General features: G+C 70.3%; 18 protein-coding genes and 1 pseudogene. 11 read left to right on the top strand and 8 right to left on the bottom strand.

What is annotated here, in order from left to right; all coding sequences use genetic code 11:
• Positions 1 to 28: 28 nt before the first annotated feature.
• Positions 29 to 1,111 carry an FCD domain-containing protein gene (locus tag HD596_RS28440; RefSeq protein WP_185072372.1) on the bottom strand — a complete coding sequence of 361 codons (1,083 nt, stop codon included), beginning with the start codon at positions 1,109 to 1,111 and terminating at the stop codon, positions 29 to 31.
• Positions 1,112 to 1,272: 161 nt separating this feature from the next.
• On the opposite strand from HD596_RS28440, the gene HD596_RS28435 reads away from it, so the two are divergent.
• The 8 genes from HD596_RS28435 to HD596_RS28400 all read left to right on the top strand — a co-directional run bounded on the left by HD596_RS28435 (position 1,273) and on the right by HD596_RS28400 (position 12,581).
• Positions 1,273 to 2,544 (top strand): ABC transporter substrate-binding protein, encoded by a 1,272-nt coding sequence (locus HD596_RS28435; protein ID WP_185072371.1) that lies wholly within the window; start codon positions 1,273 to 1,275, stop codon positions 2,542 to 2,544.
• Complete coding sequence (locus HD596_RS28430; RefSeq protein WP_221519553.1) at positions 2,541 to 3,473, top strand: carbohydrate ABC transporter permease; 933 nt, start codon at positions 2,541 to 2,543, stop codon at positions 3,471 to 3,473. Before HD596_RS28435 ends, HD596_RS28430 begins: the two co-directional genes overlap by 4 nt.
• A gap of 32 nt (positions 3,474 to 3,505) precedes the next feature.
• Positions 3,506 to 4,276 (top strand): carbohydrate ABC transporter permease, encoded by a 771-nt coding sequence (locus HD596_RS28425; protein WP_185072370.1) that lies wholly within the window; start codon positions 3,506 to 3,508, stop codon positions 4,274 to 4,276.
• A gap of 2 nt (positions 4,277 to 4,278) precedes the next feature.
• Positions 4,279 to 6,213, top strand: coding sequence for a DUF8034 domain-containing protein (locus tag HD596_RS28420; protein WP_185072369.1), 1,935 nt, complete (start codon positions 4,279 to 4,281; stop codon positions 6,211 to 6,213).
• A gap of 8 nt (positions 6,214 to 6,221) precedes the next feature.
• Positions 6,222 to 6,989, top strand: coding sequence for an RraA family protein (locus tag HD596_RS28415; RefSeq protein WP_185072368.1), 768 nt, complete (start codon positions 6,222 to 6,224; stop codon positions 6,987 to 6,989).
• Positions 6,986 to 8,800, top strand: a complete 1,815-nt coding sequence (locus HD596_RS64950; protein ID WP_185072367.1) for a right-handed parallel beta-helix repeat-containing protein — start codon at positions 6,986 to 6,988, stop codon at positions 8,798 to 8,800. Before HD596_RS28415 ends, HD596_RS64950 begins: the two co-directional genes overlap by 4 nt.
• Positions 8,801 to 9,042: 242 nt before the next feature.
• Positions 9,043 to 11,985 (top strand): glycosyl hydrolase, encoded by a 2,943-nt coding sequence (locus HD596_RS28405; RefSeq protein WP_185072366.1) that lies wholly within the window; start codon positions 9,043 to 9,045, stop codon positions 11,983 to 11,985.
• 326 nt (positions 11,986 to 12,311) lie between these two features.
• Positions 12,312 to 12,581, top strand: a complete 270-nt coding sequence (locus HD596_RS28400; protein WP_185072365.1) for a hypothetical protein — start codon at positions 12,312 to 12,314, stop codon at positions 12,579 to 12,581.
• A gap of 282 nt (positions 12,582 to 12,863) precedes the next feature.
• Here the strand turns inward: HD596_RS28400 and HD596_RS28395 are convergent, their stop codons facing one another.
• From HD596_RS28395 to HD596_RS28380, 4 genes are all read right to left on the bottom strand, one after another.
• A complete protein-coding gene (locus HD596_RS28395) occupies positions 12,864 to 13,385 on the bottom strand; it encodes a hypothetical protein (RefSeq protein WP_185072364.1) in 522 nt (173 codons plus the stop codon).
• Entirely contained in the window at positions 13,386 to 15,359 is a 1,974-nt protein-coding gene (locus HD596_RS28390; RefSeq protein ID WP_313044876.1) for an alpha/beta hydrolase, read from the bottom strand.
• Positions 15,360 to 15,830: 471 nt separating this feature from the next.
• Positions 15,831 to 16,241 (bottom strand): hypothetical protein, encoded by a 411-nt coding sequence (locus HD596_RS28385; RefSeq protein ID WP_185072362.1) that lies wholly within the window; start codon positions 16,239 to 16,241, stop codon positions 15,831 to 15,833.
• A gap of 80 nt (positions 16,242 to 16,321) precedes the next feature.
• On the bottom strand, positions 16,322 to 16,534 hold the full coding sequence (locus HD596_RS28380; RefSeq protein WP_185072361.1) for a DUF397 domain-containing protein: 213 nt from the start codon (positions 16,532 to 16,534) through the stop codon (positions 16,322 to 16,324).
• 150 nt (positions 16,535 to 16,684) lie between these two features.
• Between HD596_RS28380 and HD596_RS28375 the strand changes: the two genes are divergently transcribed.
• On the top strand, positions 16,685 to 16,942 hold the full coding sequence (locus HD596_RS28375; RefSeq protein ID WP_313044874.1) for a GntR family transcriptional regulator: 258 nt from the start codon (positions 16,685 to 16,687) through the stop codon (positions 16,940 to 16,942).
• 59 nt (positions 16,943 to 17,001) lie between these two features.
• On the opposite strand, the pseudogene HD596_RS65730 reads toward HD596_RS28375, so the two are convergent.
• Positions 17,002 to 17,285 (bottom strand): annotated as a pseudogene (locus tag HD596_RS65730) (plasmid pRiA4b ORF-3 family protein); the annotation flags it as partial.
• Complete coding sequence (locus HD596_RS28365; protein ID WP_185072359.1) at positions 17,282 to 17,425, bottom strand: hypothetical protein; 144 nt, start codon at positions 17,423 to 17,425, stop codon at positions 17,282 to 17,284. The gene HD596_RS28365 and the pseudogene HD596_RS65730, both read right to left, overlap by 4 nt.
• A gap of 42 nt (positions 17,426 to 17,467) precedes the next feature.
• Between HD596_RS28365 and HD596_RS28360 the strand changes: the two genes are divergently transcribed.
• Both HD596_RS28360 and HD596_RS28355 read left to right on the top strand, forming a co-directional pair.
• Positions 17,468 to 18,799 (top strand): DUF6880 family protein, encoded by a 1,332-nt coding sequence (locus HD596_RS28360; protein ID WP_185072358.1) that lies wholly within the window; start codon positions 17,468 to 17,470, stop codon positions 18,797 to 18,799.
• Between the two features lie 96 nt (positions 18,800 to 18,895).
• Complete coding sequence (locus tag HD596_RS28355; RefSeq protein WP_185072357.1) at positions 18,896 to 19,981, top strand: LacI family DNA-binding transcriptional regulator; 1,086 nt, start codon at positions 18,896 to 18,898, stop codon at positions 19,979 to 19,981.
• Between the two features lie 21 nt (positions 19,982 to 20,002).
• On the opposite strand, the gene HD596_RS28350 is transcribed toward HD596_RS28355, so the two are convergent.
• On the bottom strand, positions 20,003 to 22,108 hold the full coding sequence (locus HD596_RS28350) for an ATP-binding protein (protein ID WP_185072356.1): 2,106 nt from the start codon (positions 22,106 to 22,108) through the stop codon (positions 20,003 to 20,005).
• Positions 22,109 to 22,115: the final 7 nt, after the last annotated feature.

Below are 22,115 nucleotides of genomic sequence, written 5' to 3'. Positions count from 1 at the left end.
GCGCATCACCCCGCCGACGCGGCGCCGTTCAAACGGTGGCGGTGGGGGGTGGCAGGGGGGTGCGGGGGCGGGTGCGGGAGGCTTCGCCGCGGGCGTGGGCGGCGAAGAGGCGGGCCGCCTCGTCCGGGTCGCCCGACGCCAGGGCCGCCACCAGGTCGTCGTGGTGGCCCGCCATGGCCGTCCAGTCCCCGTCGTACAGCGGGTTGCCCACCACGTGCAGGCTCCACAGGTTCGACTCGATGGTCCGCCACAGCCGCAGCAGGAACGAGTTGCCGCAGGCCGCGCAGACCCGCCGGTGGAAGGCCAGGTCGGCGTCGCGGAAGGCGCCGATGTCGCCGTCCTGGGCGGCCTGCCGCATGGCCAGCACGTCGGCCGACAGCTCCCGCAGGGTGTCGGCCTGGATGCGGACGGCCGCGCCCCGTGCGGCATACTCCTCCAGCAGCACCCTGATGTCGCGGACCTCCCGGGCCTGCTCGTCCGAGATCTCCGCGACGTAGCTCCCCCGGTTGGGATAGGAGATGACCAGCCCCTCGTGCGCCAACCGCTTGATCGCCTCACGCGCCGGGGCCTGGCTGGTGCCGACCCGGCGGGCGATCTCCGCTTCCACCAGCCGCTGCCCCGCCACCAGCTCCCCCGAGACGATCCACCCGCGCAGCAGCGCGTAGACGCGGTCGGACAGGAGCTCCCTGGGCAGCAGCCGGGCCGCGGGCGGCGCGATCTGCTGCTCCTGCCAGATCCGGGCCACCGTCGACTGCGAGAGCCCGAGCTGCCGCGCCATCGTACGGGTCGAGGGCACGGCCGTGCCGCCGGCCGCGGCGGCGATCACGCGCTCGGCCTCCTGCCGCTCCGCGCTGCGCGGGCGGCCGGGCCGTGGCGCGTCCGCCAGCCCGTCGAGCCCGCGCTCCACGAAGCGGGCCCGCCATTTGGCCACCGTCGCCGGGCTCACGTCGAGCCGGTCGGCGATCTCCTTGCGCGGCAGCCCGTCCGCGCAGGCGAGCACGATCCGGCTGCGCAGCGCCAGCCCCCCGGAGGACCCTTCGGCCCACTCGCGCAGCGCGGAGCGCTCCTCCTCGCCCAGCACCAGCCGCTTGTCGTCATCGCGTCCAGCCACAGCCCTACCTTAACGTATTTATGACTCAGTCACTCACTGGAAACTTATTTGTAGCGCCACATATCCCCTTGACGAGGGTATGTGACCAACGTATTAAATAATCGCTAATCGAGTATCGACCCATTAAAAGGCGTCGCAGATCTCGCCCCCTTGGAGGTGCGATGCGTTCCCCCCATCCATTCCTCGCCCCCACAGCCCTCGGCTGCCTGCTCCTGCTCACCGGCTGCGGCGGGGGCGGCTTCGCCGGCGACTCGCAGGCCAAGCAGGGCGAGGGCGGCCAGATCACCGTGCGCATGCTGGTCAACATCACCCCGAACCTCACCCAGGCGTACTGGGACGGCCTGGTCAAGCCGTTCGAGCAGGCCAACCCCGGCGTCGACGTCAAGGTCGAGGCGCCGACCGGCAAGGGCGTGGCCGACACGCTGCCGCAGCAGCTCGCGGCGGGCAACGCGCCCGACGTGGTCGAGACGCTGACGGTGGACGAGACGCTCTCCAAGCAGATGCTCGACCTGACCGACCAGCCGTGGGCGAAGGACACGCCGCTGGCCAAGGAGGCGAGCCTGGGCGGCAGGATCTACACGGTCGGCGTCGGCGTTCAGGCGCAGTCGCTGGTCTTCTACAACAAGAGCGCGTTCGACAAGGCCGGGATCGACAAGCCGCCGACCACGCTCGACGAGTTCGACGCCGCCATGGGCAAGCTCAAGGCGGCCGGGTGGCTGCCGCTGCAAACCGGCGGCGAGTTCCTGACCGGGCTCCAGCTGCTGCAGTTCTCCGGCCCGTCGCGCGCCCAGCTCCACCCCACCTGGCAGCAGGACGTCAAGGCGGGCAAGCTCAAGGCCGGCGAGTCGCTGCTGCCCTACCTGGAGCGCTACCGCACCTGGATCGACAAGGGCTACGTCGACAAGAACGCCCTGGGCACGAAGTACGCCGACGCCGAGACCGCGTTCCTGTCCGGCAAGGCCGCCATGTACGTGATGGGCAGCTGGTTCACCGCCGCCGAGGCCAAGACGAAGAAGGACTTCGAGGTCGGCGTCTTCCCGGCGCCGGTCGACAAGGGCCAGGCGTACCCGGGGCCGCAGGGCGCCACGATGGCGGCCCCGTACATGATCCTCAAGTCCACCCCGAACAAGGACGCGGCGCTCAAGCTCGTGCGGTGGCTCGTCACCGACCAGGCGGCGGTCAAGAGCCAGCTCAAGCAGGACGGCAACTTCCGCGCCGGCGTGGAGCGGGAGTTCACCCCGCTGGAGAAGCAGGTGCAGCAGATCCTCGACAGCGCCCCCTCCGGCGTCCCGCAGGGCGAGGGGTACGGCGACGCGACCCTCCCCAAGGGCTTCAACGCCGCGTGGAACACCGAGGTCCAGGGCCTGTACGTGGGCAAGTCGCCCAAGGAAGTGGCCGAGGGCGTGGACCGCTGGCTGGCCGGCCGCAAATGACGCTCACCCGGGAAGCACCCCCAGCCATCCCCGAGGCTCCGGCCCTTCCGAGAAGAAAGCGCGGCGACGGGTGGGCCAACACGATCATGGTCGCCCCCGCCACCGTCCTCTACACCGTGATGCTGATCGTCCCGGTCGGCCTGGCGCTCTACCTGAGCCTCACCGACTGGGACGGCTTCAGCGCCGACCCCGCCTTCGTCGGCGCCGCCAACTACCTCGACCTCCTCGACGACCCCGAGCTGCGCCGCGCCGCCCTGGTCACCCTGCTGGTCGCCGCCGCGGGCACGGCCGGGCTCAACCTGCTCGGCCTCGGCTTCGCCCTCCTGGTGAACGGCGCCTCGAAGGCGAACACGTTCTTCCGGATCGTCCTGTTCTATCCGCACGTGCTCAGCGCCCTCGTGGTCGGCTTCCTCTGGTCGGCGATCCTCGGCACCAACGGCGCGGTCAACAACCTGGTGACGAAGTGGGGCGGCGAGGTGCTGCCGTTCCTGTCGGACCCGATGTGGGCCACGGTCACCATGATCGGGGTGCTGGTGTGGGCCGGGTTCGGGGTCAACGTGGTGCTCTACCTGGCGGGGCTGCAGGCCGTGCCGCACTCCCTGATCGAGGCGGCGCGCATCGACGGCGCGACGCGCCGGCAGGTGTTCAGGAACGTGACGCTGCCGGCGCTCGGCCCGTCCGTGACGGTCAACATCGTGCTGTCGCTGGTGACGCTGCTCAAGACGTACGACCTGGTGGTGTCGCTGACCGCGGGCGGCCCGGCCGGGCAGACGCAGACCGTCGCCTACCTCATCCTGTGGAACTCCTTCCACGACGCCCGCCTCGGCTTCGGCTCCGCGCAGTCGGTCCTGCTCATGCTGGTGACGGCGGCGCTGGCGTTCGTGGTGACCAGGCTGCGCAGGCGCGGGGAACTGGCGGTCCACCAGTGAGAAGGACGTTCCTCTGGGCGACCGTCGCCTTCATGCTCATCCCCCTGTACGTGCTGACCGTCAACGCGTTCAAGGGCCAGCAGGACATCCTGACCGACCCGTTCGGCCTGGGGGGCCTCACGCTGGAGCCGCTGGCCAGGGCGCTGACGAACCCGCAGTTCAACGTGGTCAAGGGGTACGCGGTCACGCTGCTGTTCGTGGTGGCGGTCAACGTACTGTCGGTGGTGCTGGCCGCGCCGGCCGCCTACGTGATCGCGCGCAGCCCGAAGCGCCGCTTCCGGGTGCTGATGCTGTTCTTCCTGGCCGGCACGTTCATCCCGGGCCAGGTGCTGGTCATCCCCGTCGTGTACGTGCTCAAGACCCTCGGCCTGATGGGCACCATCCGGGGGTTCGTGCTGTTCGAGACCGTGTTGACGCTACCGTTCTCGATCTTCCTGTACGCCGGCTACATCGCCACCATCCCGGCCGTGCTCGACCAGGCGGCGGCCGTGGACGGCGCGAGCAGGTTGCGTACGTTCTGGCAGATCGTCTTCCCGCTGATGAGGCCCGCGGTCGCCACGATGGTCATCCTCAACACCTTCTCGGTGTGGAACGACTTCGTGAACCCGCAGATCATCCTGGGCCCCGGCAGCGGCCTCTACACCGTGACCACCGGCGTCTACGCGGCCGTCAGCCAGTACTCCACCGACTACACGGTGGTCTTCCCGACGCTGCTGCTGGCCATCGCCCCGCTGCTGGTCTTCTTCGTCTTCATGCAACGGCACATCATCAGCGGCCTGACCGCCGGAGCAACGAAAGGGTGAAGATGCGGACAGTATCTCCGGGACCCGCGAACGGTCCCTCTGTCACGGCGACCGTCCCGCTCGGCGTGCCACCGGTCTGGGCGGTGCTCGAGCGCAGGCTGTTCGACGCCCTCGACGAGGCCTGGCGGGCCTTCGCCGCCCGCTACTGCGGCCCCGACGGGCGGCTGATCTACCACGGGCCGGCCGCGGACCGGGACGGCGCCGACGACTTCTACGAGGCGTTCTTCAACTGGCCCACGCTCTACCAGCTGGGCGGGGCCGACGACCTGCTGGACGCCTCGAAGCACCACTGGGAGGGCGTGACCGCGCAGCTCACGGAGCTCGGCTACCTGGTGGACGAGTTCGAGCGCGGCTATGACTGGTTCCACCAGGGCGAGTCGCTGCTGCTGTTCTACGGCATCTGCGCCGCCGACCCGCGCGACGAGCGCTTCCGCGAGCGCGCCCGCCGCTTCGCCGACCTCTACCTGCCCGGCTCGGCCAACTACGACGCCGAGCACGACATCATCCGCGCCCCGCACAACGGCGGCGGCGGCCCCCGCTACGGCCTGCAGTGGGAGTGGGCGTCCTACCACACCGACCTGGTCAGCATGCGGCCCTACGGCCTGCCGCTGCGCGACCTGCCGGGCATCGCGGAATGGGCGGACCTGGGCGACCCGAGCAACGCCGCCCGCATGGGCGCCGCCATGAACGAACGCCTCGGCCGCGGCGACGTGGCCGTCAACCTGGCCGCGACCAGCCTGGCCGTCAACGCCTGGCTGTACGACGGCGACGACCGTTACCGCGACTGGGCCCTGCGCTACATCGGCGCCTGGGAGCGCCGGGCCGCGGCCAACGGCGGGATCCTGCCCGACAACGTGGGCCCGTCCGGCGAGGTCGGCGAGCTGCACGGGGGCCGCTGGTACGGCGGCCTGTACGGCTGGCAGTGGCCGCACGGCCTCTACAGCGTCGGCGCCGCCGCCGCGATCGCCGCCGTCAACGCCCACCTGCTGACCGGCGACGACGCCGCGCTCGCCATCGGCCGCGACCCCCTGGAGATCGTGTACGACAAGGCCGTCCAGGCCGGCGTGACCGAGACGGAGATGAGCATCAGCGACCGCTGGCTGGCCGAGCTGGGCGACGAGGCCGGCAAGCCCACCATGCTGGTGCCGAACCGGCACGACGACGGGGGCTGGTTCGACTTCCAGCCACCGCAGCTCGGCCTGCCCGTCTGGCTGTGGCACGCCTCTCTCGCGGGAGACGATGCCGAGCGGCTCGACCGGCTGAGGGCCGCCTCGGGATACGACTGGGCCAGGGTGCGCCCGTTCCGGAACAAGGAGGAGGCCGGGCACGAGGCGCCCTGGCTGGAGTTCCTGCGCGGCGCCAACCCCGGCTTCCCCGAGGCCATGCTGTCCACCGCGCTCGGGCAGGTGCAGCGCCGGATGGCGCTCATCGACGCCGACCACGAGGACCTGTCCGCCGTCCACGTCCACCACTGGCAGCGGCTCAACCCCGTGCTCACCGAGGCGCTGCTGCAGCTCGTCACCGGCACCCCGCAGGTGCTCTACAACGGCGGGCTGCTGCCCACCCGGCTGGCCTACTTCGACGCCGACCGCCACCGCCCGGGGCTGCCCCGGGACGTGGCCGCGCTGGTCGACTCGGTACGCCCCGGCGGCACCCGCGTCGAGCTGGTCAACCTCGGCCTCACCCACACCCGCAGGGTCGTGCTCCAGGCGGGCGCGTTCGGCGAGCACCGCATCGACCGCGCGGTCGTCACCCGGGCCGATGAGGGCTACCCAGGAGACCCGCGCGCCTACACCACTCCCCCGATCACCGAGTCCGAGCGGGAGGTGACGGTGGACGGGCCGCGCCTCGTCGTCGAGCTGCCACCCGGCCGCCGCATCCGGCTCGACCTGCACACGACCGCGCGCGTCCGCACGCCGTCACACCAGTACATCTGAGGAGTTACATGGACGACGCCATCTGGGATCTGCCTGTTCGCGGGCAGTTGCCCGCCGGACCCGATCCCGTCCTCGTGGAGGGGTTGAGGCGGATCAGCTCAGCCACCGCCTGCGCCAAGCTGCACGCCCAGGGCATCCGGCGGACCTTCATCGAGGGACCGCGTCCCATCGCCCAGGGGCAGAAGATCGCCGGGCGGGTCCGCACGCTGCAGTTCATGCCGCAGCGCGAGGACATCGCCTCCGGGCTCGGCCAGGAGTACGTCGAGCGGCACACCGCGCTGTGGGCCGTGCTGGAGACGATCGAGCCCGGCGACGTGCTGCTCGTGCAGGCGTACGGCAGCGCGTACACCGGCTGCTTCGGCGACATGCTGGTGCGCTACTTCAAGCGCAAGGGCGGCGCGGGCATCGTCGTGGACGGCCGGATCCGGGACCTGCCCCGGGTGAGCGGCATCGGGCTGCCGCTCTGGACGACGGGCGCGACCCCTCATTATGCCTCGCAGGCGGAGCTGTTCCCGTGGGCGTACGACGTGCCGGTGGCCGTGGGCGGGGCGCTCGCGCTGCCCGGCGACCTGTGCGTGGCCGACGACGACGGCGCCGTGGTCGTGCCGCGCCGGCGCGCCGCGTCGGTGCTCGAAGCCGCCGCCGACCACGAGCAGTGGGAGCGCTACAGCCGCGCCCGCATCGAGGAGGGCGGGGCGCTTTCCGACTACTACCCACTCACCCCCGAGACCCGCGCCGAGTACGAGCGGTGGCGGGAAGTTAAGGAGAGCCAGTGATCCTCAGGTCCCTGGGCGCGGTCGTCTTACTCCTGGGCGGGCTGACGACCCCGACCCCGGCGGCTGCCGCCAAGACGTGCGACTATTTCGTCTCCCCCTCAGGCGGCGACCGCGGCGACGGCAGCGCCCAGCGCCCGTGGAAGTCCATCGAACAGGCCCGCGACCAGCTCCGGGCCAAGAAGAAGTACCACCAGAACTGCGACATCGTGGTCAACCTCAAGACCGGTGACTACGTGGTCGACAAGACGATCACCTTCACCGAGGCCGACTCCGGCGAGAACGGCCACAAGATCATCTACCGCAGCGCCGACGGCCCCGGCAAGGCCAGGCTGCTCGGGGCCAGGCCGCTGACCGGCTGGCAGAAGTACGACGACAACATCTACAAGACCAAGGTCGACCGGAACTTCTACACCCTCTTCGAGGACGGCAAGCGCGCCACCACCGCCCGCTACCCCAACAGGACCAGCGACGACCTCTGGTCGCCGTACCTGTTCTCGGTGATGCCCGAGGCGGAGTACCAGGCCGTGCACAACTGGCTCTTCTTCGACGCCAAGGACGTCCCGAAGGAGTGGGACGCCGACTTCGACAAGAACGCCCAGATGGTCGTCTGGTCGGGCGGGTCGTGGAGCTGGTTCACCGACACCGTGCCGCTCGGCGGGGCCGACTTCCGCAAGAACTTCTTCACGCTCAACTACGACGCCCGCTTCAGCCTCGTCAACAGCCGCAGCGGCTCGCGTTACTTCCTGCAGAACACGCTGCGCTTCCTCGACCAGCCGGGCGAGTACTACTTCGACTTCGCCAACAGCGAGGTCTACTACTGGCCGAAGGGCTCGATCGACAAGGTCGTGGCGCCCACCGTCAAGACGCTCATCTCGCTGGCCGGGTCCTCGCCCGACAAGCGGGTGCAGAACCTCTCCTTCGACGGGCTGGCGCTGCAGTACTCCGACTTCGTCGACTGGTACCGCTACGGGTGGAACGGCCCCGGCGACTCGGGCTACGAGCACAAGTACCCGATCTACGACCGGCAGATCGAGCTGCCGCGCAACCGGTTCGGCATGATCACCGTGACGAACTCCCGCGACATCGACCTGACCAGGCTGCACCTGTCCGACAGCGGCTTCACGGGCGTCTTCCTGCTGTTCGCCAACGAGCGCGTCAAGGTGACCGACAGCCTGCTGGACAACATCGGCGGCGACGGCATCAAGGTGGAGGGCGGCTATCCCGGCGAGGGCGACATCACCGGGCACCACACGTTCGCCAACAACTACATCTACCACGTCGGCGAGCTGGTGCCCGGCGACGCGGCCGGCATCGAGATGATGAACACCGGCAACAACCAGGTCAGCAACATCGTCGTCAAGCACAGCGCCCGCTACGGCATCAGCCTGGAGGTCCGCCCCGAGATCAAGAACGAGGACAACTACGCCCGCAACAACCGGTTCTCCTACATCCGCCTGGAGGAGACCGGCCTCGACAGCGGCGACATGGGCGCCTTCTACACCTACGGCGTGCACAACGTCGAACCGCACCCGATCGACAACTACGTCTCCCAGATGGTGATCGGCGACGTCATCAACGACCCCGCGGGGCAGATGCCGGACTCCGGCACGCGCGGCGTGCACATGGACGCGGGGGGCTGCGGGTTCTCGATCGAGAACGTCGAGGTGGGCAAGGTCAGTGATGACAAGTACCAGGCCTACAAGTGCAACGAGGTCAAGAACGCCAACTGGGCGGATGGGTTCGACACCTCGAAGATGGAGTACGACAAGATCGGTGTGACGAGCGCGTTCCCGTACCCGATCCCTAGCTAGACGCGAGTCGCGAGGGTCCGGCCCGCCCCGACCGAGCCGGCCCTCGCCCCACGCCACCGCCGCCTGACACCCACCGCCCGGACCCACCGCCCGCCATCCGCCACCCGACATCCACCATCCGACACCCACCGTCCGACGCCCGACGTCGCATCGCGGCGGGGGTGGCCCGCTTATCCGGCCTCCGAGCAGCCTGTGTCCCGCGTCCGTCGCGCGGGCGCCGCACCCCCTGGAGCGCACGCATCATGGACGACCTCCCGCGCCGCGGCTTCCTCTTCACCGCGACCCTCGCCTCCGTCACCCTCGCTACCGGCTCACCCGCCTCCGCCACCCTCACCTCCGGCTCGCCCGCCTCCGCCGGCGGTGCTCCCGGGGCGGGGTGGTTCGCCCGGCCGCGCCGGGCCGTGCGGCCGATGGTGCGCTGGTGGTGGCCCGATGCCCACGTCGATCCCGCCGAGATCCGGCGGGAGGTGGACGTGCTCGCCGACGCCGGGTTCGGCGGGGCGGAGATCGCGGCGGTGCACCACAGCATCCGCGACAAGTCCGTGCTGGACCCGGCCCGGCACGGCTGGGGCACCCCCGCCTGGAACGCCGCCGTCGAGGCCGCGCTCGACCAGGCGGCCCGGCGCGGCCTGACCATCGACCTCACCATCGGCCCCTCCTGGCCGGCCGCCGTCCCCACCATCACGCCCGAGCACCCGGCCGCCGTGAAGGAGCTGGCGCACGGCTCGGTCACCGTGGCCGGGGGCGGCACGTACGCGGGCGAGGTGCCGCCGCCCGCCGTCGCCGGTCATCCCGCGCGTACGCTGCTGCTGGTCCAGGCGGCCCGGCTCGATCCCGCGAACTCCACCCGCAAGGAGACCGGCCTCGACCCCGCCTCGGTGGTACGGGTGCCCGTGAGCGGCGGGCGCGTCGACTGGACGGCGCCCGCCGGGGGCGAGTGGGTGCTGATCGCGTACTGGGAGCGGGGCTCGGGCCAGCGTCCGGAGTCCGGTCCGCACACCGTGCCCGAGGCGTACGTGGTGGACCACTTCAGCCGGGCGGGCACCCGGGCGGTGATCGACTACTGGGAGTCCACGCTGCTCACGCCCGCCGTGCGGAGGCTGCTGAAGCGGGCGGGCGGTGCGCTGTTCGAGGACTCCATCGAGATCGAGAGCGACGCGCTGCCGTGGACGCCGGGGCTGCTCGCGGAGTTCGAGCGGCGGCGGGGGTACTCACTGGCGCCGTACCTGCCGGTGGTGGTGCTGGCGGAGGAGGACCCGGTCTTCGCGTACGACGCCGTGCTGACCAGGCATGCCCGCAAGGACTACTGGGACACGGTCTCCGAGCTGTTCAACGAGCACCACTTCGGGATGCTGCGCGACTGGGCGCATTCGATCGGGCTGGAACTGCGGGCGCAGCCGTACGGGCTGCAGACCGACGCCATCGCCGCCGCGGCCATCCTTGACGTGCCCGAGGGTGAGTCGCTCGGCTTCAAGAACCTCGACGACTACCGCTGCCTGGCCGGGGGCCGGGACCTGGCGGGGCGCGAGGTCATGTCGTGCGAGGCGGGGGCGTACGCGGGCGGGGCGTACACGACGACCTGGACGAAGCTGCTGCGTACGGTGGGGGGCGCGTACGCGGCAGGGCTCAACCAGACCGTCCTGCACGGTTTCTCCTACGCCACGGCGCCCGGTGCGGCCTGGCCCGGGTTCGCCGCCTTCACCCCTTACTCCGGTACGGTCGGTTATGCCGAGTCCTGGGGTCCGCGCCAGCCGACCTGGCGGCACATCGCCGACATTTCCGGATATTTCGCTCGAATACACCAGATTCTCCGAGAAGGCGTGCCACGTGCCGACGTGGCGGTCCTACGCCAGACCGGCTACACCAAGACCGGCATCGGCGCCGCCTGGTTCACCGCGAGCGGCGTGCCCACCGGGTGGACCCACCAGTTCATCAGCGCACCCCTGCTCGACCTGCCCTCCGCCCGCGTCTCGGGCCGCCGGCTGGCGCCTTCCGGGCCCGCGTACAAGGCGCTGTTCGTGGAGGGCGACCGCTTCAACGCCTCCGAGTGCACGATGACGGTCGCGGTGGCGCGGCGACTGCTGTCGTACGCCCGGTCCGGACTGCCCATCGTCCTCCTCGGCGCATGGCAATCCGCCTCGGTACCGGGGGTGGCCACGGAGGGCGAGAACGAACGGCTCCGAGCGGCCCTGACCGACCTGCTGGCCGAGCCGTCCGTCCGGCTGGTCACGGACCAGGCGGAGGTCCCGGTCGCGCTCGCCACCCTCGGCGTACGTCCCGACCTGCGCTACGCCACCACCTCCACCCTCCTCGCAGCCCGCCGGGTGGCCGGCGACGTGGACTACTACTACCTCTGCAACGGCAAGCACACCGAGAACCCGAAGCCGCCGGTGACCCCCATCGACCACGACGTCACGCTGGCACGCACGTCCCGCGACGGCGTCCCGTACCTCCTGAACCCGTGGACCGGCCACGCCGAGCGCCTCGCGCTCTACACAGCGGACGCCGACGGGATCCGACTACGAGTGAAGCTGCGCCCCGGCGAGTCGACGGTACTGGCCATCGGCCACCCCGGCCTCTTCGGCACCGGCCCGGTAAACGAACCCCACGCCATCTCAACGGACGCCGAACTGGTGCGATACGACCGAGGCACCCTGGTCGTGCGCGCCTCCCGCACCGGCACCTACACCACCACGCTGTCCAACGGCCGCACCATCACCACCGTGATCGGCGCAGTGCCCGAGCCAGTGCCCCTGTCGTCGTGGCAGCTACAGGTCGAGGACTGGCGCCCGGAGGGCACAACCATGCACCAGCTCACCCTCGACCAACTCACCCCTTGGTCAGACATCCCCGACCTGGCCGACACATCCGGCATCGGCCTCTACACCACCGATGTACAGCTGGAATGCGGGGCATACCTGGAACTCGGGACGGTCACCGACACCTGCCGCGTCCTCGCCAACGGCCGCCCCCTGCCCCCCGTGAACCAGCTCAACCCTGTCGTGGACCTGGGCCGGGACGTCCGCACCCTACAGGTGGAAGTGGCCACCCCCCTCGGCAACCGGCTCAGAGTGACGGACCCGACGGTCTACGGCGGCCTGCCCCGCCAGCCCTACGGCCTCCTCGGCCCCGTCCGCCTCGTCCCGTACGTCGAGGCCCGCCTGCACCCAAACCCCAAACCATGATCATCCTGCCAATGAGCATGCGCTGACTCCGCTCCCGGTCGGTGATCGTGCCATCACCGAGCAACTGGCCGATCTGACGTTCAGCCGAACCCAGATCCACCCTGCCCTCATTTCGCCAGAACGGGCCCCTTTCGCGCCCGAGCCGCCCACACCTAATCACATCCCGCGGGAGAAACACGCCGGACGCCAGGAGAAACAATCACACCCGAGCGCAAAGCGATGACCTGCACAAACTCCAAAGATGTGGCACTGTGCTCACCGTCAGACCTTGCACCCGCCCACCGGGACGGGAGCGCCCTTCCCACCTTCGCAAAGGCAGGAATGCGGTGAACATAGAGGCACAGATCCTCGCTTTGATAACGCGTATCCGGGCGCTCGAGGAGAGCATGCAGCCCCGAGACGACAGCTCCAAGACGATCAGCATTGCGCTGGTGCTCGCGGAGCTCGCCGACATCCGGGCCGAGATGAGACAAGACCTCGCGGCCCTCGGTGACGAACTCGCCGCCCTTCACCGCCATATGAACGACCGCTTCGCCGCCATCCAGTCCGAGCTGCTGCACAGACTCGGCGGGCTCCCACCCGAAGCGATCAACTAGCGACCCGGGAGGCCAACCGATCGCAGGACGGCAAAACAGCCCGTCTGAGACTGCCTTTCAAACACGGAGTCTCAGACGGGGCCGTTCTTTTGAAACACGCCCTGGGCAGTGACAAGGCCTCTCGATGTCACCGCTCGCTATGTCCCAACACTCGGCGCACGCCTCGGCTTGGTCGTCGACTTCGGCAACCGGACTTGCGATTTTCTGTCACCGAGAAGCCTGTAGACAGCGCAGCCTGACACCTCTTCGATCACCATCGCCCAACGGAAAGATCTGTCAGGTTCAGGGCGTGGACGAGGGCTCGGGGGTACCGTTGGGCCACAGGCAGGTCGAGGTGGAGCTTAGGGTGAGCACGTCGCCCTCCGTCCAGCCGATAGTGATGAAGAAGTCGTCAGGGCGGGAGCGCCCGTAGAGTTGCAGACCGTTGCCGGACTGGGCCTCGATGTAGTGGCCTTGGCTCTGCCAGTACGCCTTCACCTCGGCGATCACCTTCTTGAGCGAGTCCTTGGGCAGCCCGCGCAGGTAGTACGTGCGATTGATGATGAGCCGATCTTCAGAACCTCCGTCGACGGGGTCGAGGCAGAGGCTGTCGTTGAGGCTGGGCTGGTGTAGCTCCAGCTCGGGCTTGGGACGGATGACACTGACGGTCCCATTGATGAGCTGCTCGATCCGGGCCAGTGCCTGAGCCTTGGTGATCGTCGGCTTGTCGGCCGATGCGTTCATTGCTCCTCCCAGAGCTCCGCCGGGCGCGCATCCGGCGACAAGAACCGCGGCTGCGATGATCAACCTGACGGAGCGGAACATCTAGTCTCCTGGCGGGGTCGGCGAAGGCTGCGGGGCGGGCAACGGCGAGGCCACGGGTTCCGAAGAAGGACGTGCCGGAGGTTGCGAGGGCGTCGGCAAGGGTGTCGGAGTCGGCACCTGCTTCGGCGTCGGCAGCTTCGTCACTTGGTCATACCGACCAGCGATGATGAATCCCATGTTCCTCAGTGAGATCGACTCATCGTTCCAGTAACCGGAGTGTGTCCCGATGTCATACCCAGTAAAGGCCAGGAAGCCTGAAACTCGCGTGGGGCTGACAACGAAGCGGTTGGCGCCGAAGGCGATGTTGCTGGGGTCGGTGCCGAAGGGCCCGGGGCCGTTCGGGAGGGCGGGCTGCAGCACGCCCGAGATAGGGTGCCGTCCACCGCTCAACGGAAGATGCCCCAGGTCGGCCACCGGATCCTGCGGCGACTCCCCCACCCACACCTGCTTGACCCCCAGATCTCCGGCCTGCATCGCCATAGTCCCCGGACTGCCCACAAGAATGAGCTGATCGGCGAACGCCCCCTTCCGCGTCTGGGCGGCGATGCCGGCGACCACGCTGCCGTAACTGTGGCCCAGAACGGTGAACCTGGGTGTGCCGGCCGCCTGGTGGGTGGCGTGCAGGCCGTCCAGGAAGCCGGCCAGCGGGCCGGCTCCGGCCTGGGCGAGATGGGGTGAGGCGACGGAGGTGTCCGCCCGGAGGATCCCGGCGTCGAGTTGCGGGGCCGTGTAGCCGAACCAGAAGACCGAGGCGGTCTTCGTGTGGGGGGCCGAACGGCTTGCCTGGTCCCAGAGCGTTCCGGCGCGAGCGACGTCGGCGCCGATCCCCTCCAAAGTGCTGCCCGTGCCGGGCACGGAGGTGACCACCGAGTCGGCCTTGTCGGGGTCGCCGAAGGAGATGGCGGCCTTGCCGAGCCCGCCCAGTTCAAGGGCGAGCAGGAGCGCGGGCGGGCGGCCGTTGACCCCGCCCATGGCCAGGCTCTCGGTGACGGCTTCGATCTGCCGCTGCTGCCTCTCCAGCTCCTCGATCTCGCGGCGCGTGCTCATCCTCCGCCACGTGTCCGCCGCGATGATCCCCTTCGCCAGGGACTCGTCCAGGACCCGGAGCACCGCCAGCCGCTTGGCGATGGCGTCCTTGCGTTGGGCCAGGTAGGCCCGGTTCGCGCTGTCGCGGGTGGCGGCGGGCACGCCGTTGAGCGAGCCGACCAGTTGCGGCGCGGTGTCGATGAGCCGCCGGCGGGCAGCCGGGTCGAGCAGCTGCCACCAGGCGCTGACCCGGGCGGCGAGGGTCGGGTCCTGGCCGGCGTTCTGCGCCGCCACCAGCTTCTCCAGCGCCGAGGTGTCGCCGGCCGCGGCGGCGGCCATCAGGTCGCCGATGGTGCCCGGGGCCGGAGCGGACCCGCCGAACAGCCCGAAACCGAGCACGGCCGCGGTGGCCGCCTCTCCATCGGGGCGACGCTGGAGCAGGGTCAGCCGTCTGCGCAGGTCGGCGACCTGTCCGGCAGCCCAGGCACCCACGTCCCCCACCTGCTGGGCGGGCATGGCGCTGACGCCCGCGGAGCTCAGCACCGCCGAGAGCAGGCCTCCCGCGGCGGGGAGTGCGTGACCGGCGCGCTCCAGGTCCGCCACCATGCGGGTCATCGCCTCCACGTCCATCCCGGCGTAGCCGCCGTGCGCGGACGGGGCGGCGGGGAGCGGGGTGGACAGCGACGGCGGGGCGGCGTGCCCGCCGAGGGCGCGGATGCGGTCGGCGATCTGCCCGGCCGCGGTCTCGAAGGCACGCTGCAGCCGCGCCCGCTGGTCCCCCATGACCTGGGTGAAGGGGCCGGCGCCGCCGCCAACCCAGGCGTGTGCCGCCATGTAACGCATGCCGGAGTCGAGCGCGCCGACGTGATCGCCGGCCAGCCGCACCACCCGAGCCAGGGCCTCCTCCAACCCTGCCGTGTCACCTGCCACAGCCTTGTACGGTGACACAGTCGTCACTGTACGGAAGCATGCCATAACCAACCGTTATCGGCGGCCACCACCGGACGGCCGAGCATGATAAGGCGCAGTTACCGGGCCAATTTCCTCCAGAACGCCGCCCGCGCTCGTTCACCTGCGAGAACGCTACCGTGCGTGCCCCTCAAGAAGGTTGTGCCAGAGGTGCTTCACCTCCGCGTCGCGCAGCCAAGGACTCTCGCTGACCCGGTCTCCCTTGGACGACCTCTCCGTGCGGCGGATATGGCCGAGGCCACCCGCCACGCAGAGTTCGTACACCGTCGGCAAGCAGTCGCACGTGTAGCCGCGAACCCTGACGGACTTGAATCTGCCCATTGGGCCGGACCAGTCGATGGCCACGTGCCCCTCTCTCAGTTGCTTCACGTGCAGGCCGTGAAATTCCTCCATCGTGATGCCGACCTCCAGGGCCGATCGTGATATCGCATCCGGGCGACGAGACGTCGCTCAACGCGGTGGTCTCGCTGAGCGGGCCGGGCAGGGGTGGGCGACATGCCGGTTCGGGCAGCAGATCACGCCGATCGTGACGAACCGGCCGCCCTGCAGCCATTCGCCCCACTGGACGTCCACACCTCGGGGGAGCAGATCGAGGGCGATCTCCAGCCGGTCCCCAAGAGGCACCCGGTCAGGCAGCAGAAGCGCCTCGCGCACCTTCGCGTATTCACCTGCCATCCAGTCCACCGCCTGCTCGACCTCATGGAACGTCGCCGCGATGCGCGATGCCGGCTTGGCCAGCCAGTCTCCGGTCCGCATCGGTGGCAGCATCGAGGAGAGGAACTCGGACGAACTCGGCCGGCGCTCGGCCTCATTGGCTCGATCGACTCCCGCACCCATCCAGTGGTAGGCGTGCCAGTGCATGGCGGGGAAGCTCCCGTACGATCCAGGGGGCGGTCCCTGTTTGCTTGGATCAAGCAGGGACCGCCGTCCGCAGAGGACGCCTAGATAGTGGCTATCCCGGCCGCGCGAAGTTCGTCGCCCGTGAACCGGAGGGTCCCGGCGTCCGGATTCTTCGAGTCACGCAGGGCGTAGGCGTCCGCTACACCGGGGATCGGAGCGATCAGGACACAGCTCTCCATCTCCCCCTCCTGCTGGTTTCCGCCGCACATCTTGGTGAAGGGCACGTCGCCCAGCTGTCCGACGTACAGATCCATCGCGTGATCTCCTTCCGTATGGCCAGCGCTGACTGGATCGCCAAGCGTCACCTACTGCCAACCTGTAAGGTCATGTCTATAGATATGAGCTCACAAGAGCTCCTTAGCAGTTCTATGCCTGCACGTCAATGGCTTCGTAGCGTTATGTATGTGACGAACTCCGAAGGCATCGAATGGGACGCGACGCTCTACAAGTACGAGCAGATTGCGCAGATCCTTAGCGAGCGCATCCGATCTGGCGTCTACCCGCCGCAAACTGTCCTATCCGAAGTGGCCCTTGAACAGGAGTTCGGCGTCGCCCGGCCAACTGTGCGCCTTGCCATGAAGATCATTCGAGAGCAAGGGCTGATCATCACCAAGCGCGGCAAAGGCTCCGTCGTCGTACACCGCGGCGGCAACGGAGCCTGAGGCTCGGGTATCAAACGATGTTCAGCACCTCGTCGGACCACCACCAGATCGAAACGCTCCGCGGCGGTGGTCAACCCCGCCCATCGCACCAAGTGCTCGTACTCCTCATGGCGGGGATCGGCCAGGGCGGCCCGGAATCCGCGGTATCCCCACGGCCCGGGGCAGTCTTCCGGCGGGCAGGCGCCTTCTCCTGCCACGAGCGATGGATACGGACACCCTCCTCGGCCGCCATCACCCGCTCGAGGACGATCTCGTGCTCCCAACTGTCGCCGAAGTCGTGCTCCCAGCCGATCCGCGTGCCCGCACCGCCCGCCACCACGGCCAGGGCCCGTCGTGGTCTCATCCAGCAGGCCGTCGCCCCACCAGGGTCCTGGCGTCGGCCAGGGTGATCTGGCCGGTGGCGGTCGGTTTCCGGTCCGCGCCGACCCACTCGGTGAATGCGCGCAGCTCCCGCACCACCGGGGAGTTGTCTGGCTCATGCACACGTCCAGCTAACAGCAGTGACAGGCCCCTACGCTGGAGTTCGTGGACGCGGAACGTGGACGAGCCCTGCGGCAGGAATACCCCATGCTGGCCTCCGAGCTGGCCCGGTTGTTGCGCGAACACGGCGAGGACGGCCTGGCGGCGCTGGTCTCGCACATCCGCCGAGCCGACGCCGACGGGTTGAGGGATCTCGTCAACGGGCTACGCCGGGACCGGCGTGCCGACCCCTACCGGGGACGCCGCGAATACGCGCTCCGCCTGCGGGAGGTGCTCGACCACGGCGAACGCGCCCTCGAGAACGGCCACGCCGACGCCGTACGCGACCAGCTCCGTCGCGCCGTCGAACGCGTCACCGACGCGCTCACCAGGATGGACGACTCCTCCGGAATCGTCGGCGACGGCCTCGCCGAGCTCGTGGCCCTGTACGCCCGCGCCTGCGCGGCCGCTCCCCCACCCGCGCGGAGCCTGGCCGCCTGGCTTGTCGGCATGCAGCTCGACGGCCCCGGCTGGCCCAGGATCCGGCTGCGCGACTTCGCCACCGCCCTCGGCCCGGCCGGGCTGGCCGAGTGTGCCCGGCTGGTCGAGGAGCGCCGCGCCGTCGAAGATCCCGGCTCGTGGACGGCCACTTGGGGTGTCCGCGACCTGCGCGAGCAGCTCGCCGAGCTCAGCGGCGACGTCGACGCCCACGTCTCCGTCCTGGCGGAGAACCTGGGGAGCACGGCCCAGTTCGTGACGATCGTGACGGTGCTCCGGGCGAGCTCGCGACCGGTTGAGGCAGAGCGATGGGCCCGGCGAGGCCTGGCCGAATCAGCTCACCCCTCCGATACGGAGAAGCTCCGCGACCTGCTGGTGGACCTCCTCCTTGAACGTGGGGCCACCGACGACGCCCTCGCGGTGCGCCGATCCGTCTTCGAGCAGGTTCCCAGCCCGGACCACTACCAGAGGCTGCGCGAGACCGCCGAGCAGATCGGCACCTGGACGTCCATGCGGGCCGCGGCCCTGGACCATCTCCGCACCAAAGCGCACATCTCCCACGTCATCTCCGTCCTCAGGGCCGAGGGCCTGGCCGAGGAGGCCTGGCGGCTCGCCCTGGCCTCCCCCGGCGACGTGCCCGCGTCCCAGTGGCTGACGTTGATCGGCGAACGCGAGCACGATCACCCCGCCGAGGTGATCGGCCCCTATCGACGTCTGATCGACGAGTCCCTCGCCGGAACCGGCAAGACGCACTACAACCAGGCCGTCGAACTGCTGGTACGGCTCCGCGCGGCCCAGCGGCGGGCGCACGACGAAGCCGGGTTCGGTACCTATCTGGAGGAGCTGCGGCTGCGCCACAAGCGCCGGCCCACCTTGATCACCATGCTGGACCGCTTGTGATCTCCACGCCCGGTCCGGCGCCGCTCTCCCGCGGACCTGTACGGGGTGCTCCGGCCCATAAGCTGGGTTCGTGAATGCCGGAGTGAGACGCCAGTGGTGACGCGGAACGACGTGGCGCGGCTGGCGGGCACCTCGCCCGCCGTGGTCAGCTACGTGATCAACAACGGGCCCCGGCCGGTCTCGGCGGCGGCCCGGCAGCGGGTGCTGGACGCCATCAAGCAGCTCGGTTACCGCCCCAACGCCGTGGCCAGGTCGCTGCGCTCGCGACGCTCGTGGACCATCGGGGTGATCGCCTCCGACAGCGCCGGCGGGAAGAGTCCCTTCTTCGGCCAGTTCACCCGGGCCTGTGAGGAGGTGGCCTGGCAGCGGGGCTACTCGGTGCTGTTCGGCAACTCCGCCGAGGATCCGGCGCGGGCGGAGGGCTATGTCAGGGGGTTCCTGGAGCGGCAGGTCGACGGGCTGGTGCTGATGCGGGTGCCGGTCTCGGCCGATCAGGCGGAGGAGATGCGGGGACGCGTTCCGGTGGTCACCATCGACCATGCGGCGCCGCCGTTCTTCTCCCGGCTCGCGGTGGATGACGAGGAGGGGGGCTATCAGGCCACCCGGCATCTCCTGGAGCACGGCCACCGCCGTATCGGCTTCGTCGGCGGCCCGTTGGACATCACTCCGGTGCGGCTCAGGGCGGCGGGCTGGCGCCGTGCGCTCCAGGAGGCCGGTGCCGCGCCGGAGCTTGCCAAGGAGGCGGGGCTGGTCGAGGAGACGGGGCTGGTCGAGGAGACGGGGCTGGTCGAGGAGACGGGGCTGGTCGAGGAGGGTGAGTTGAGCTTGGAGGGTGGATACGAGGCCGCGCTGCGGTTGCTGTCGGCGCCGTCGCGTCCCACCGCCCTGTTCGCCTCCATCGACGGCCAGGCCATCGGCGCGATGCGCGCCGCCGCCGATCTCGGGCTGCGGGTGCCCGGGGACGTGGCGGTGGTGGGGTTCGACGGGGCGCGGGAGGCCGCGTACACGGTGCCGGGGCTTTCGACGATCAGCCAGCCGATAGACGAGATGGCCCGCCACGCGACGGAGACGCTGGTCGGCGCCATCGAGTCGGAGGGCGTGGAGCCGGTCACCAAGATCTTCTCGGCCACCCTGGTCACCCGCGGCTCCTGCGGCTGTCCCGAGCCCCGCCTGCACCGCTGATCGCCCCGCCGCGCGGCGTCGTCACTCTTCCAGCGCGTACGCGACCGCCCGGGAGAGCCCGAGCCGCGTGCCGTCCCGGAAAGCCGCCGTGAACGCCTGGGCCCCCAGCTCCCGGCGGGCCCGTTCGGCGCACTCCTGGTGCGATCTCACCTGGTAGGGCAGCCGCGTCGGCGAGGAGGCCGCCGCCTCCCACAGGAGGTGGGCGGCGCCCAGCAGCCGGGCGGCCCGCTCGTACCGGCCGCGTACCCCGGCCGTCCAGGCCAGCGCCTCCAGGCACTGCGTGAGGCCCCACCGGTCTTCCGTGCCACTCCAGAACGCGGCCACCTCCCGCATCCTGGCCTCGGTCTGCCGCCAGTCGCCCTGCTCCCAGCGGGCCATGCCGAGCGCGTACAGTGCGTACGCGCGGAAGAGCGTCGCGTTGCGACTCTCGCACAACGTCACAAGCTCCTCTCCATACCCGGCGGCCCGGTCCGGGCGCATCGTGGCGCCGAAGAGGGCGGCGAGGTACAGGGTGACCGCCACGGCGTGGACGTCGCCTCTCGCCCAGTGCCGGGTGCGGGCCTCCTCCAGGAGCGCGAGCCCGCCCTCGACGTCGCCCCCGGACAACGCCGCGACGCCGGCGAGCTGGACGGCGAACGCGAGCGCCCTCTCGTCCCTCAGCTGCCGCGCGAGCGCCAGGCACCCCAGCGCGTCGGCCGCCGCCGCGTCGCCCTGGTAGTGGGCGAGCAGCCCGTCGGCCCATAGGCCCATTGCCCTGGCGACGCTCGCTCCGGACACGAGCGCGAGGCCGCGCTTCAGCCAGTACCGGCCTTCGCTGAGAGCACCGGTGACCAGCCAGGTGGACCACAGCTCAGAGGCGATCTCCAGGCCGGCGGGGGCGTCGCCGGGCCGGCCGAGGCAGAGGTCGAGGGCGACGCGTACGTTGGGCAGCTCCGGCTTCAGCATCCGCAGGCGATCGGTCTGGTCCGGCTCCAGCCGGTCCACGCGCACCCGCTCGACGAGCCGGCGGTAGTGGTCGATGTACCGCTCGCGCAGCGCCTCCGCGTCGGCGGCGGGCAGCTGTTCGCGGCCGTACGCGCGGATGGTCTCCAGCATGCGGTGGCGGGACCCGGCGCCGTACGCCTCCGCGACGACCAGGATGGACTTGTCCACCAGTCCCATCATCAGATCCAGCACGTCCTCGCGGGCCAGTCCCTGCCCGGGGCAGACCGCTTCGGCGGTCTCCACGTCCACGCCCCCCGGGAACATCGACAGCCGCTCCCACAGCCGCCGCTCGCCGGGCGAGCACAGCCCGAAGCTCCACTCCATGGTCGCCCGCAGGGTCTGGTGGCGGGCCAGCGTGCCGGGGCCGACCTCTCCGGCCGGTAGGGCCACCGCTTCCAGGCGCTCGTCGAGCTCGTTCACCAGGTCTTCCACCGACGTCGTCCGCAGCCGTACCGCCGCCAGCTCGATGGCCAGCGGGATCCCGTCCAGGCGCCGGGCCAGCCGGGCGACGGCCCGGGCGTTGGCCGCGTCGACGTGGAAGCCGGGCCGGATCGTCGCCGCCCGCTCGGTGAAGAGGCGCACGGCGTCGCGCCGGGCGATGTCGCGGGTGCCGTCGCCGGGCCGCGGTATCGGCAGGGACGGCACCGGGAGCACCCGCTCGCCGTACACTCCGAGCGACTGCCGGCTGGTGGCCAGGATCTGCAGCCGCGAGGTGCCGTGCAGCAGCTGCTGCGCCAGCCGGGCGCACGCGCCGAGCAGGTGCTCGCAGTTGTCCAGTACCAGCAGCAGCTGCTTGTCCGCCAGGTGCTCGATCAGCTGGGCCACGAGGTCCGGCGTGCGGTCGTGGATGCCCAGCGAGGCGGCCACGGCCGGGGCCAGCAGGTTCTCGTCGTCGATGGTGGCCAGCTCCACCAGCCGGACGCCGTCCCGGTACCTCCGGAGCAGGAGGTCGCTGGCGCGTCGCGCCAGCCGGGTCTTGCCGACCCCGCCCACGCCGGTCAGGGTCAGCAGGCGGGTCTTGGCCAGGAGCCTTCTGACCTGGGCGATCTCGTGCCGCCGCCCGACGAAGCCGGGAGCATCGGGCTGCCGCCGGTCCGCCGCCGGCTCCTCGGCGTCCGGAGCGCTCCAGATCGTGTCCTTCACCGTCACG

Source organism: Nonomuraea jabiensis (assembly GCF_014204795.1).
Classification (GTDB): Bacteria; Actinomycetota; Actinomycetes; order Streptosporangiales; family Streptosporangiaceae; genus Nonomuraea; species Nonomuraea jabiensis.
This window is presented reverse-complemented; position numbering and strand designations above follow the sequence as displayed.